The organism is Bradyrhizobium sp. AT1, from assembly GCF_001590795.1.
Classification (GTDB): domain Bacteria; phylum Pseudomonadota; class Alphaproteobacteria; order Rhizobiales; family Xanthobacteraceae; genus Bradyrhizobium.
Genome location: NZ_JXDL01000001.1, coordinates 1,346,921 through 1,358,894 on the forward strand (window position 1 = coordinate 1,346,921; position 11,974 = coordinate 1,358,894).

Annotated in this window: 15 protein-coding genes and 1 pseudogene; 4 read left to right on the forward strand and 12 right to left on the reverse strand. The window is 66.0% G+C overall.

The genetic code is table 11. The annotated features are described in order from the left end of the window. Positions 1 to 267: 267 nt before the first annotated feature. From tolA to mgtE, 4 genes are all read right to left on the reverse strand, one after another. Positions 268 to 1,239: a cell envelope integrity protein TolA gene (gene tolA, locus SE92_RS06370; RefSeq protein ID WP_063194965.1), complete on the reverse strand. Its 972-nt coding sequence runs from the start codon at positions 1,237 to 1,239 to the stop codon at positions 268 to 270. Positions 1,240 to 1,288: 49 nt separating this feature from the next. Beyond that, the gene (locus tag SE92_RS06375) at positions 1,289 to 2,107 is read right to left on the reverse strand and encodes an aldo/keto reductase (RefSeq protein ID WP_063194966.1); all 819 of its coding nucleotides are present in this window, start codon (positions 2,105 to 2,107) and stop codon (positions 1,289 to 1,291) included. A 191-nt stretch (positions 2,108 to 2,298) separates the two neighbouring features. After that, positions 2,299 to 2,616, reverse strand: a complete 318-nt coding sequence (locus tag SE92_RS06380; protein WP_063194967.1) for a helix-turn-helix domain-containing protein — start codon at positions 2,614 to 2,616, stop codon at positions 2,299 to 2,301. A 191-nt stretch (positions 2,617 to 2,807) separates the two neighbouring features. After that, the gene (gene mgtE / locus SE92_RS06385) at positions 2,808 to 4,229 is read right to left on the reverse strand and encodes a magnesium transporter (protein WP_063194968.1); all 1,422 of its coding nucleotides are present in this window, start codon (positions 4,227 to 4,229) and stop codon (positions 2,808 to 2,810) included. Between the two features lie 82 nt (positions 4,230 to 4,311). Here mgtE and SE92_RS06390 point away from each other — a divergent pair, with 82 nt between their 5' ends. Together SE92_RS06390 and SE92_RS06395 are read left to right on the forward strand one after the other, a co-directional pair. After that, positions 4,312 to 5,118: a polysaccharide deacetylase family protein gene (locus SE92_RS06390; RefSeq protein ID WP_157095173.1), complete on the forward strand. Its 807-nt coding sequence runs from the start codon at positions 4,312 to 4,314 to the stop codon at positions 5,116 to 5,118. 179 nt (positions 5,119 to 5,297) lie between these two features. After that, positions 5,298 to 6,575: a polysaccharide deacetylase family protein gene (locus tag SE92_RS06395; RefSeq protein WP_063194970.1), complete on the forward strand. Its 1,278-nt coding sequence runs from the start codon at positions 5,298 to 5,300 to the stop codon at positions 6,573 to 6,575. 4 nt (positions 6,576 to 6,579) lie between these two features. On the opposite strand, the gene SE92_RS06400 is transcribed toward SE92_RS06395, so the two are convergent. Next, positions 6,580 to 6,954, reverse strand: a complete 375-nt coding sequence (locus SE92_RS06400; protein ID WP_063194971.1) for a hypothetical protein — start codon at positions 6,952 to 6,954, stop codon at positions 6,580 to 6,582. A 264-nt stretch (positions 6,955 to 7,218) separates the two neighbouring features. Between SE92_RS06400 and SE92_RS36515 the strand changes: the two genes are divergently transcribed. After that, complete coding sequence (locus tag SE92_RS36515) at positions 7,219 to 7,476, forward strand: hypothetical protein (RefSeq protein WP_063194972.1); 258 nt, start codon at positions 7,219 to 7,221, stop codon at positions 7,474 to 7,476. Between the two features lie 9 nt (positions 7,477 to 7,485). On the opposite strand, the gene SE92_RS06410 is transcribed toward SE92_RS36515, so the two are convergent. The 5 genes from SE92_RS06410 to SE92_RS06430 all read right to left on the reverse strand — a co-directional run bounded on the left by SE92_RS06410 (position 7,486) and on the right by SE92_RS06430 (position 10,172). Beyond that, on the reverse strand, positions 7,486 to 7,674 hold the full coding sequence (locus SE92_RS06410) for a hypothetical protein (protein WP_063194973.1): 189 nt from the start codon (positions 7,672 to 7,674) through the stop codon (positions 7,486 to 7,488). A gap of 55 nt (positions 7,675 to 7,729) precedes the next feature. Further along, positions 7,730 to 8,629: an NAD(P)/FAD-dependent oxidoreductase gene (locus tag SE92_RS06415; protein WP_063194974.1), complete on the reverse strand. Its 900-nt coding sequence runs from the start codon at positions 8,627 to 8,629 to the stop codon at positions 7,730 to 7,732. Further along, the gene (locus SE92_RS06420; protein ID WP_063194975.1) at positions 8,626 to 9,702 is read right to left on the reverse strand and encodes a flavodoxin family protein; all 1,077 of its coding nucleotides are present in this window, start codon (positions 9,700 to 9,702) and stop codon (positions 8,626 to 8,628) included. The genes SE92_RS06415 and SE92_RS06420 overlap by 4 nt, the downstream gene beginning before the upstream one ends. Before the next feature lie 61 nt (positions 9,703 to 9,763). After that, positions 9,764 to 9,964 (reverse strand): hypothetical protein, encoded by a 201-nt coding sequence (locus SE92_RS06425; protein ID WP_063194976.1) that lies wholly within the window; start codon positions 9,962 to 9,964, stop codon positions 9,764 to 9,766. Continuing rightward, on the reverse strand, positions 9,957 to 10,172 hold the full coding sequence (locus tag SE92_RS06430; protein WP_063194977.1) for a hypothetical protein: 216 nt from the start codon (positions 10,170 to 10,172) through the stop codon (positions 9,957 to 9,959). The genes SE92_RS06425 and SE92_RS06430 overlap by 8 nt, the downstream gene beginning before the upstream one ends. A gap of 176 nt (positions 10,173 to 10,348) precedes the next feature. Between SE92_RS06430 and SE92_RS06435 the strand changes: the two genes are divergently transcribed. After that, complete coding sequence (locus SE92_RS06435; RefSeq protein ID WP_057197072.1) at positions 10,349 to 10,633, forward strand: hypothetical protein; 285 nt, start codon at positions 10,349 to 10,351, stop codon at positions 10,631 to 10,633. A gap of 240 nt (positions 10,634 to 10,873) precedes the next feature. On the opposite strand, the gene SE92_RS06440 is transcribed toward SE92_RS06435, so the two are convergent. Next, the gene (locus SE92_RS06440) at positions 10,874 to 11,620 is read right to left on the reverse strand and encodes a Crp/Fnr family transcriptional regulator (RefSeq protein WP_063194978.1); all 747 of its coding nucleotides are present in this window, start codon (positions 11,618 to 11,620) and stop codon (positions 10,874 to 10,876) included. Beyond that, positions 11,620 to 11,974 (reverse strand): annotated as a pseudogene (locus tag SE92_RS06445) (CheR family methyltransferase); the annotation flags it as partial. The gene SE92_RS06440 and the pseudogene SE92_RS06445, both read right to left, overlap by 1 nt.

Here is an 11,974-nt window from a genome sequence, read left to right on the forward strand (position 1 = left end):
TCGTGCCGACGCTGCCGCGTCCACCGCAAGCCCGGCTCGCGATCAAGACGACGACGAGATCGCCCCTCTTGGTGAGCCGGGATGAACGACACATACGCCAAAACCGAATTTCGGTAAAGTGGAATATTTTTGGCGAGATGGATTGACAGAGGGCGACACAGGCACGGTCTCGTAGCCCGGATGGAGCGCAGCGCAATCCGGGACGGCCCGAGATGCCGAGCGAGCGGCCCCGGATTACGTTTGCGCTCCATCCGGGCTACGCGAGAGCTAGCCGCCTAAATCCCGCGGGCTGAACGGCAGGTCCAGCACCTTCCATTCCTCGTAGAGATTGGACGGCAGCATCTTGTAGGGCTGGCAGTTTTGCAGCGCGCTCATTGCGGACTTCACGAGGGCCACTCCTTTGGTCGACGGCGGGGCTTCGAGCAGGATCGGCTCGCGGGCCAGCGTGCCGTCGGTGGCGAATACCGTGCGCAGCTTGATGTTAACGTTGTCGGTCGGGCTAAGGCCGGCAGGCAATTTCGCACAGCTCCGCAAATGGCTGCGCAGCGCGGCGATGATCTCGGCCGGCAGCTTGGCTGCAATCGAATCCTTGGCGTCGCCGCCATCGTCCTTGGGGGTGTCTTTCGGCAGCGACACCGGCAATTCGGGCGGCAGACCCAGCATGACGCCGTACTTGACGGTGACGTCGGGCTGCGGCGCCTGATAGGCCGGGGCCGGCGCGGCCTGGGGCTGCGGCTCCGCTTGTGGGGGCGGCGGCTGCATCGGCTGCGGCATCGCCTGAGGTGGCGGCTGGGATTGCGGCTGCTGCTGCGGCGGCTGAGGTTGCTGCTGAGGTTGCAAATTGGCCTCGCGCTGCTTCGGCGCCTCCGGGGGTTGCGGCTGTTTCTGCGCCGGCTCGGGCGAGGCCCGCGGTGTTGGCGACGGTGCGGCCGCCTGCTGCTTGGCCGCGGGCTTCTGCGCCGTGTCCGGCTTGTCCTTGTCGGTGAAATCCAGCTTCGGCAGTTTCAGATCTGGCTTCGGCTCCGGCGGCTTCTCCTTCGCCTCCTCCTGAGCTTTCTCCTCTGCCTTGGCCTCCTCCTGCTTCACCTGCTCAGGCGTGACGATGTCCACCGTCACAGTCTCGGGCGCCGCGGCGTGGAAGGGATGGACTTCGCTGATCAGGATGATCAGACCCACCAGCGTCAGATGCGCGATCGCCGACGCTGCAATGTCCGTCCGTATGATTGTCCGCAGTTCCATTGCCCGATCTTGGATTGCCGCTCTGCTGTTAGCATACCGCGATCCCCTCTCAATCCCATTTCGGAGCGAAGCCGAAATCGGTCAAGCGGCCCTTGGGATTGGCCAGCGCGGCGATCTGGCTCATCTCGTCCTCCGACAGCTCGAAATCGAAGATCTCGATGTTTTCGGACAGGCGCTCGATGCGCGAGGTGCGCGGGATCGCAGCGACATTCTGCTGCACCAGCCAGCGCAGGCAGACCTGCGCCGGCGACTTGTGGTGCGTGCGTCCAATCTCGGCCAGCGTCTGATCGGACTTGATGCGCCCCCTGGCGATCGGGCTGTAGGCGACGAGGGCAAGGCCATGCTGGTCGCAGGCCGCCCTCACCTTCGACTGGTCCAGATAAGGGTGGTACTCGACCTGGTTGCAGACCAGCGGCTCCGGCGATAGCGCCACCGCCTGCTCGATCAGCGCCACCGTGAAATTGGAGACGCCGATGTGGCGGGTCAGGCCCATGGTCTTGGCATGCGACAGCGCGCCGAGCGTCTCCGCCAGCGGTACGTGCGAATTGGGCCAGTGCAGCAGCAACAGATCGACGGCGGGAAGCCGCAAGCGGGCCAGGCTTTCCTTGACCGAACGCTCGAGATCGTGCGGCGCGAAATGGTTGGTCCAGACCTTGGTGGTGAGGAAGACATCGTCGCGGCGCACGCCCGAGGCGCGCAAGCCGTCGCCGACCTCGCGTTCATTGTCGTAGGCCTGCGCGGTGTCGATGTGGCGATAGCCGAGCCGCAGCGCCTGCTCGACCACGCGCGCGGCGGGCCGGCCGCTCAGCTCCCAGGTCCCGAGCCCGATCGCCGGGATCCTTGCGCCATTGGCCTCGACGAACAGCATGAGGTGTCCTCTTCCGTTGCGGCGGCCCCAGACGTCACCAGACCGCATTATGGACCCGGCCCATGACGCTGCCAACGGACGCCATGGCAGTCCGGCGGGATATTTGGCGCAATGCTAACGGGAGGTTCGCGTTGAGAGGTTCGAGCTAAGGCCTAGACCTTGGCGTCAGGTCTTGGCGTCAGACTTTGGCGTCAGGCTTTGGCGAGCGCCTGGAACACGGTATCCGGGGCGTGCGCGATCACGGCGAGCAGCGCGCGGGCCGGTCCCCGCGGCGCACGCTTGCCCTGCTCCCAGTTGCGGATGGTCTCGACGGGGACGCCGAGCTTGGCGGCGAACTCCATCTGGGTCAGGCAGGCGCGGCGGCGCAAATCGCGCACCGCGACCGAGGAGGTGTCGGCCGGCGGGTTTGCGATCGCGGGCTGCTCCGGTGACGGTTGGACCGGAAACTCCTGCCCGTCCCGCACCTCGACGATCCGTCCGTCTGCCTTCAATCGCACTCGCATGCCCATTCCCCCAAGCGCGGGCGATGATGCGGCAGGTCGCTTAAGGTGGGATTAAAGATGGTCTCGTGCCCCGGACGCTGCGCAGCACGAAGTGATGCGCTGCAGAGCCGGGGCCCATCTCGCCGCGGAGTACGCCGCGTTCTGGGTCCCGGTTCTGCGCAGCAGCGCTCCGCGCCGCAGCGCGCCCGGGACACGCCCTACCTCAACCCGAACCAGAGCGTCGCGATGCCGAGGAAGGAGAAGAAGCCGACGACGTCGGTGACGGTGGTGACGAACGTTCCCGACGACACCGCCGGGTCGACCCTGACGCGCTCCAGCGCCATCGGGATCAGGATGCCGCCGAGCGCGCCGGCGATGAGATTGCAGATCATCGCGAGCCCGATGACGATACCGAGGCCCGGAATCTTGAACCAGGCGACCGCCGCGATGCCGGTGATCACCGCGAAGGCGAGACCGTTGATCAGGCCGACCAGGCCCTCGCGCATCACCACGCGCCAGGCGTTGGAGGCGCCGAGCTCGCGCGTCGCCAGCGCCCGCACCGCCACCGTCATGGTCTGGGTCGCGGCGTTGCCGCCCTGGCTCGCCACGATCGGCGCCAGCACGGCGAGCGCGACCATCTTTTCGAGCTGGCCCTCGAACAGGCCGAGCACGGAGGACGCCAGGAAGGCGGTGGCGAGATTGACCAGCAGCCAGTTGAAGCGGCCGCGCGCAATGGTGAGGAACGTGTCCGACAGCTCTTCGTCGCTGGTGACGCCGCCGAGCGCCTTGAGGTCCTCGTCCGCCTCCTCCTCGATGACGTCGACGACGTCGTCGACGGTGATGACACCGACCAGGCGATCCTGGGTGTCGAGCACGGGGGCGGCGACGAGATTGTACTTGCCGAACATGCGCGCCACCTCTTCCTGGTCCTCCAGGACGGAGACACGGCGGCGGTCCTCGTCGGTCAATTCGGTCAGCGCGATGGGCCGGCGCGCGCGCAGCAGCACGTCGAGGGGGACTGCGCCCTGCCAGTGCTGGTCCTTGTCGACGACGTAGATCTCGTAGAAGCGGTCGGGCAGATCCGGCGTCTCGCGCATGTAGTCGATCGCCTGGCCCACGGTGAAATCCTGGGGCACCGCGATGAACTCGGTCTGCATCCGGCGGCCGGCGGAATTCTCGGGGTACAGCAGGCTGCGCTCGAGCGCGACGCGTTCCTTCAGCGGCAGCTTCTCGAGGATCTCCTCCTGTTCCTCGGCGTCCAGGGCCTCCAGCAGCTCGACCGCGTCGTCGGATTCGAGCTCGCGGACGCCCTCGGCGACCGTCTCCGGCGGCAGTTCGTCCAGGATCTCCTCGCGAACGGCCTCGTCGACCTCGTTCAGCGCGGAGAAGTCGAAATCGGCCCCGGTGAGCTCGACCAGGCGAACGCGGTCGTCGGGCTCCAGAGCGCCGATGAGATCGCCGAGATCGGCCTCGTGCAGCTCGGCGACGCAGGCGCGCAGCGAGGCGCTGTCGCCGGCCTCGATCGCACGCGCGATCTCCTCGACGAATTCGTGCCTGATCTCGCCGTCTTCATTGCGCATCGGCACGTGGTCGAGTACCGAATCCGCGGCGGCTGCGGCAACGTCCATATGTTCATCCATGGCGCGCCTCGCCGTTTGACAGGTTGGATCAGGTGGTCTGAGCTGACGGTCAGGCAATACCCACAAGGCTATCGCGAGCGCAATGACAAAGATGCTTCGACTGAGGTGGACCTCGATGTCGGTGGCTGCGGCCATCGGCGCCCTCGCCGGCATCGCCGCGGCGGATGCCGCGGAGTGCCCGCGCAAGGACGCGCTCGGCACCTCGCGCGTGCTGAGCGTCGATGCCAAGACATATCCGCGCGTGGGCCTGAAGAGCTTTCCGCAGACGCTGCCGCTCGCCGATCACGAGGTCGTGCTGACCTTCGACGACGGACCGAACCCGCCGACCACGTCGAAGGTGCTGGCGGCGCTGGCGCAGGAATGCGTGCGCGCGACCTTCTTCCTGATCGGCCTGCACGCCTCGCAGCATCCCGACATGGTCAAGCGCATCGCCCGCGAAGGCCACACCATCGGCCATCACACCTTCTCGCACCCGTTCATGGCGCGGATCCCGTTCGACAAGGCGAAGGGCGAAATCGACCGCGGCATCGCGGCCGTCGAGACGGCGCTGCACGGCACCTCGACGACGACGCCCACGACGCCGTTCTTCCGCTTCCCCTATTTCGAGGCCACGCCGGCCGAGCTCGACCTGCTGGCCTCGCGCGGCATCGTGGTGTTCGGGGCCGACCTGTGGGCCAGCGACTGGAACGAGATGACGCCGGAGCAGGAGCTGAAACTGGTCACCGAGCGCCTCGCAGCGGCCGGCAAGGGCATCGTGCTCTTCCACGACCCCAAGGCCCGCACGGCCGCGATCATGCCGGCGTTCCTGCGGTATCTGCGCGAGAACGGCTACCGGATCGTCCACATCGTACCGCCCGGCACGTCACAGAAGAACGCCGACGCGCGCTGATGCCGGAATGTCACGCCTGACCAAAATGGGGTGATTTGCGCCCTATTAACACTCTGTTCATGCTACCCCCTGCAAATGGATGGGGACGACGCGGCGGGAAAGGCGGCTTGTGCCTGAACCGTTTCCTGATGTCTCCGACCTACTATGGCGGCAATCGCATATGAGGGCAGACCGGGTTCATGATCGGAAGTAGCGTTGTATTGCGGACGCGATCGTGGATCGTCCTTTGCCTCAGCGGATTCCTTGGCTGTTCGACCCTGGGATCGCCAGCGGCGCTTGCGGCCGACTGCCCGGGCCGTCCCGATGCGCTCGGGACCTCCCGCACCCTCGTGGTCGATCCGCATGAGCATCCGCGGATCGGCACTATGCAGTACCGCGAGACGCTGCCTCTGAAGGACCATGAAGTCGTCCTGACCTTCGACGACGGCCCGCTGCCGAAATATTCCAACCAGGTCCTCAAGATCCTCGACGACGAGTGCATCAAGGCGACCTTCTTCATCATCGGCAGCCAGGCCAAGGCAAATCCGGAAGGCGTGCGCAAGCTGGTGGCGGCGGGACACACCGTCGGCACCCACAGCATGAACCATCCGCTGACCTTCGACCGCATGCCGGTCGAGAAGTTCGAGCCCGAGATCAACGGCGGCATCGAGTGGACCTCGGCCGCGATGACCGATCCGTCCAAGCTGGCGCCGTTCTTCCGCATTCCCGGCCTGATGCGCGCCGAAGGCGTCGAGAACTATCTGATCTCGCGCGGCATCCAGGTCTGGAGCGCCGACTTCCCCGCCGACGATTGGCGTCACGTGTCGTCCGACCGCGTCTATCAGCTCGCGATCCAGCGGCTGGAGGCCAAGGGCAAGGGCATCCTGCTGCTGCACGACATCCAGGCGCGCACGGTGGCGGCTTTGCCGAAGATCATCCGCGACCTCAAGGCGCGCGGCTATCGCATCGTGCATGTGGTGCCGGCGACCGCCGAACGGCCGGCGACGCCGACCACACCGGTGGAATGGCTGCTGCATCCGCCGACCGAGACCGTGCCGATCGCGCGCTGGCCGGCTGTTCCGCGCTTCGCGTTCACGCAGACCACGATGCTTCCGGCGCCCTCGCTCGCCGACCTCAATGCGGAAACCGCGCATCAATCGCTGCTGCCGCGCCGGACCAAGGGGCAGATGGATATCGCATCCACCCTGCCCGTGCCCGGCCGCGCTCTCTTTGCGATCCCGGAAGGCTCGATCGAGGTGCTGCTGTCGACGACCTTGTCGCGCCGTGCCGCGACGCGGCTGGCGATGGCGGCGGAGACGGCGCATGCGGCCAGAGGCAAGGTCGCAAAGGGCAAGGCGGCCAGGCCGCAGGCCCGGCACACCGCGCATGCAGCACCCGCCGCAGCGAAGCATGCCGCGCAGGCCAAGAGCGGTACGCCGCGCCCGACCCGTGTCGCCAGTCTGAAGAAGCGCGCTTAAGTTCTTACTGCCGCATGATGGCGGCGACGCAGAGGAGCACGATCAGCGCCAGGAAGAACAGGTCCATATAGGATTTGAGCTCGCCGTCGCGCCGCAGCCGCGCGACGTCGGCGACGACCTGCTTGCGCGCGTTCGTTCCCCCGGAGCCGTCGTTGATCGGGCCCTGAAGGCGGCGCGTCTCGGCCTCCAGCTTCTCGATCTTCTGGTAGAAGTAGAACGCGCGCAGCGTCGAGGCCGCGCGCATGGCCGCATAGACCAGCACCAGGATCGCCAGGATTGCCCGGTTCGGATATTTCTCCATGAAGTTCAGGCTGAAATAGACCATCGCCATGAAGGCGAAATTGGTGAGGAAGCGGTAGACGAAGCTGAGAAAAACCATGCTGGCTCAAGCCTTGAAGGAGGCAACCGGGATCGTGCTGCCCAATGCGGGATCAAGGGCCCAGACCGGAACTGCCAGCCGGATCCCTGCGGACGCCCGTCTACGCCAACATTGTTTCAACAAAGATACCAAGGCCCCGCAACTTGCCGCCTTTTAGCCACGCGCCGCCATAATGCAAGGGAGCGCCCTCCCGCAACCGCTCAATGGCGATTTGGCGGAAGTCGCGATAGACTATCCCCCTGCCGTCACATCTGGGGTCCGCCGATGCCGAAGAAGGGAATCACCGGCCACGACGACTGGGTTCTGACCGAGGCGCTCGCGACCGCCCTGGTCGCGCTGGAGCAGCTCGAACCGAAGCACCAGCCGAACGCGCATATGGACGACATCCGCAAGATGCTGGCGAACGGCAAGGAGCCGGCGGCGGTCAGCCTGCACCTCGCCCAGGCCAAATGCCGCCTGTTTCCGGACCTCGACCCGCTGGAGATCTACCGGGAGTACGGCATCGGCGAGGAATATGGCTGAAGCGGCGCTCTAAGGGCCGCCGGCCATCGATCCCGCAACTGCCATGGCCAGCGCGCCGAGGTCGATCCTGCCATTGACGGTCAGCTCGTCGGAGCCTTTCGCATCCTTGGCGCCCTCGACCTTGAGCGCTTGCGGCTGGCTGGCGGCCTGTCGCTGCAGCTCGCCGATGATGGCGTCCTTCAGTTTCTCTTCCAGCATGCGCTTCGTCCTCGTTCCCTTCACTCAAGGCGAAGCCGCGCGCTTCGTTCCCCCGTCAAGCCAGATGCCGCGGCAGGCTGTGGTGGATGTTGCAGGCGGCGATTGCGGCGTGGCCGAACGCGACGGAGATCTGGTGCAGATCGGTGACGACGTCGCCGATGCCGTAGAGTCCGCGGACCGAGGTGCGCTGATGCGCGTCGACCTTGAGATAGCCCTCCCCAACATGCTCGGCGCCCAGCGAGACCGCGAGCTGCGATCGCACTTCGGCCCCCATCGCCGGATAGATCGTGTCGAATGGCAGCGTGCGGCCATCGGCGAAGACGGCTTCGATGCCCCCGCCCCTCCGCCGCAGATGCAGGTCGGGCGCGAACACGATTTCGACGCCGGCCTCGCTCAGCTCCGATGCTGCGCATCGTTCGTCATCCCGCCCGGTTGCGAGCAGCGTCACGTCGCGCGAGTAGCCGCGCAGGAACAGTGCCTTGGGGGCGGCACGGGGAAGCGGTCCGACGACGCCGATGCGTTGGCCCCTCGCCTCGAAGGCGTCGCAGACGGGACAATAGCGCAACAGCCCGTCCGCGACGGCCGCGCGCCACTCCCGGAACGGCGGATGGGTGTCGACGATGCCGCTGGCCAGAATGACGGTGGCGGCTGCATGCGCCTCGCCGTTCCAGCTCGCCTCAAAACCAGCATCGTGCCGCCGCAACGCGGTGACCTCGGCCTCGACGCGCGCGACGGCGAGCTCGTCCAGCTGCGCCGACATGCGGGCAATCAGATCGGCGCCTGACAGCCCGTGGACGAAGCCGGGAACGTTGTGGCTGCGCGGGATCAGCGCGGCGCGGCTCGCGCCGGCGTCCACGACGCAGACGCTGCGGCGAAAGCGCGCCAGATAGATCGCGGCCATCAGCCCGGCGGGGCCGCCGCCGACGACCAGGCAATCAAAGGGCGCACCGGTCATTTCGGGTTCGGGTCCTGGAGACCGGCGCCGGGCTCCTCCAGGCGCCCGCTCCGTGCCAGATGGACGGCGTTGCCCAGCGCGCGCGCCGCGTTCTGCACCTCCTGCTGGAATTCGCCGTCTTCATCGAGCGCGTGATGCGAGGTGGCGTAAGGCTCCATGTAGCCGACATAGCCGTCGAGCTCGGCGAAGCGGCCCGCCGAGATCAGCTGCATGTCGGTCAGCCAATCCGACAGGGCGCGGCGCACGCCCTCGGCACCGACGGCATCGCCGTGCACGACGACACTGAAATGACGGCCGGCGAGATGGCGCGGATAGGGCCAGCTCTTCAGCTCCAGCGCCTTGGCTTCATCGGCCTTCTTGCCGTGCGTCGAGGTCGGATCGGGATTGCCGCCATCGGCGCAGACCATGCGGTCGATCATCGCCTTGAGGCCCGAGGGCACGTGATACCAGTTCACCGGCGTCACGATCAGGATGCCGTGGGCGGCAACCCACAGCGGATAGATCTCGTTCATCCAGTCGTCGGTCTGCCCCAGCGAATAATTCGGATAGCAGCTGCACGGCCAATGGCAGAGCGGCATGGCGGTCGAGACGCAGGATTTGCAGGGATGGATCGTCTTGCCGAATTCCGAAGCCAGCCGAGAGAGGTCGAGGATGTCCACGGCAAATCCCATCTCGACCAAAACCGGTTCGGCCAGCTTGACCAAGCGCCAGGTCTTGGACATCTCGCCGGGACAGGTGTGCTCGCTGCGGGTCGAGCCGTTGATGAGAAGGATGCGCGGCGTCTCCTCGGCATCGTCATGCCGTCGCTGCGCTTCCAGGATCTTTGCGCGCGCATCGAGCCAGTCGACGGCGATGTCGTAGTCGGGATCGGAAAAGCCGGCGCCCGCCTTCCGCGTCAGCGGCGCTTTGCGCGAATGGCTGTAGGCATCCCAGGCGGCGCCGACGATGGCATCGAGCTCACGCTGCAGCGGCGCAAAGGCGGCATCGACGAATCGGCTCTTGTAACGCCGTTCGAACTCACCGCGTGATAGCTTGACGGGCGGCATCCCCTTGCGAATTTCGGCGTCCGTCATGCTGGCTCCCGGTGAAGTCGGTATCCGACCAACCCGGGCTGGTGCGCGCGGTTCCTCAGCCTTACTGGCGCACGATGTCCTGGGGTGCATCGAACTTCGCGATGCGCCGGTCCAGTCGCCACAGCTCGATGCGATGGGCGAGGACCAGCCCGGCGGCTTCGCGCTTGGCCTGCTCGTCGTCGTCGCAGACGAGGTTGATGCATCCGAACACGTGTCCATCCGGATCTATCTGGAATGCGCGGTAATGCTTGAAGCTAGGCATGGTCATTTCCTCGCCTGGGAGAGACGGGGGCGCTCAGCCAGTCCGTGAGGTTCGAGGTCATCTCGTTCTGCTTGGCGCGCTGCAGCAGCAGCTCGCGCTCCTTGCCCGGCGGCAAGGCAAGTGCGCGCTCGCGGGCGCTTTCGGCGAAGGCGGCCAACCGCTCCTGGAGCGATTGGGTCTGTTTCCTGCGGTTGCGTTTGGCGGTCATGGGACTTTCACGGCGGGTTTCGGATGGAAAGAACTCACAGCTTCCGCCCCAATTTGCGGTTCCGGCATTTCCATAAGTTAACGCGGTGTGATTTTGCGCAAGTCACCGGCGCGCGACTACGGCGGAACCGAAATGCTGATTCGTATGTTCAAGAACGACCTTAAAGGAGGATCATCATGGCGAAAGCAGCATGGAAGCGGCCGGGCTCACCGATCGGCCGCAAGGGACCGCGCAAGGCAAACCCGGCTTACAAGCGTCGCGCGCGGCAGCCCTGGACGCCGGCGGACGTGAGCAAGCTGAAGCAGCTCGCGAAAGGTAACACGCCGACTGGCGTGATGAGCATCAAGCTGCAGCGTCCGGTCGCGGCCATCCGCAGCAAGGCGCAGCGCGAGGGAATTTCGCTGCGGCCTGTCAACCGATCGCCTTACAACCGTCGAACCAAAGCGGCTAAGCGGCGTTGACGAGGTGCACCGCCGGGTGACAACCGGACACAACGGGGACGTTGGACGTGGCGCTCATTTTTCCGGTTTCTGCCCACGACATCAGCGCATTGGTACGCGCCGACATCTAACCCGTTCCCGGCGCGTGCACCCTTCAGTCAAGCGAGCCGAATGCGTGGAGCTTCAGGCGACCGCGCGCCCGAACGGGCCGAAAAACCCTGAGCCCTACGGACTTCGGCGCACGGTTCCCGTGGTCGCGGGTCAGCTGCGCCGATAGAGCTGCAGATAGCTCGGCGCAAACAGCGCCGCGCCCTTGAGCGCGTCGAGGTCGTTGATGGTCAGCGTCCGATCGCGCAGCACGATCAGGCCAGACGCGCGCAGCTCCTGGACGGTCCGGTTGAGATGAACCACCGACAGCCCCGTTGCATCGGCGAGATCCGTTTGCGTCGCCGGCATGACGCAGGAATAGCCCTCGACCATGCCGACGGGACGAAGCCGCTCGAATATCTCACAGAACAGATGGGCCACGCGCTCTACCGCCACGCGCCTTCCGAGATTGACGGCCCATTCGCGCTGGATCGCGGTGTTGACCAGCGTCTCGCACCAGAACGCTTCGGCAAGCGAGCGGTCGGCGGCCACCAGGCTCTCGAAACGAGCGCGCTTGATCTCGGCATAGACCGCCGGCGTCAGCGTCGCAATGGAATGGTCCATCACCGGCAGCAGGAACGCATGGGCGTCGCAGGTCTCGCCCGGAAAAATGAAATTGACGATCTGGCGACGGCCGTCCTCGAGCGTCTTGTAGCGGCAGAGCCAGCCCGACAGCACGATACGGACGCTGTCGACGGGATCCCCCTCCGAGAGGAGATCCTCGCTGGCGCCGGCGCGCTGCAGCCCTTCGAGCATCGCATATTCGAGTGAAGCACGGGCCTCCGCCGACAATGGCCTCAACGTGCTCAGCCGGCGAATGGCCGGCTCCATCAAGCTGTGATCGGACGTCGACAACGGCATCAGCCAACCACCACCGGTGTATGGAACGTACGACTGTTGAGAGGGATCGCGATGGAGCATTCAAACCCCGCGGGGTTGAATGCCAACGCGGTGTGTCCCTTCAGCTCGAAAGCCACCGTGCGCTCCAGAAGCTCGGTCCCAAACCCCTTTCGCGGCGGCGGCTCGACCTGCGGCCCGCCGCCTTCGCGCCATTCGAACAGGAGCGCGGCGGGGTCCCTGCCCTCGTCGAGGCGCCAGGTAATTTCGATACGTCCGCCCGGTCGGCTCAGCGCGCCGTATTTCAGTGCGTTGGTCGCAAGCTCGTGGATCGCGAGCGCAAACGTCTCCGCGGCCTTGGGATGGAAGCGCACCTTG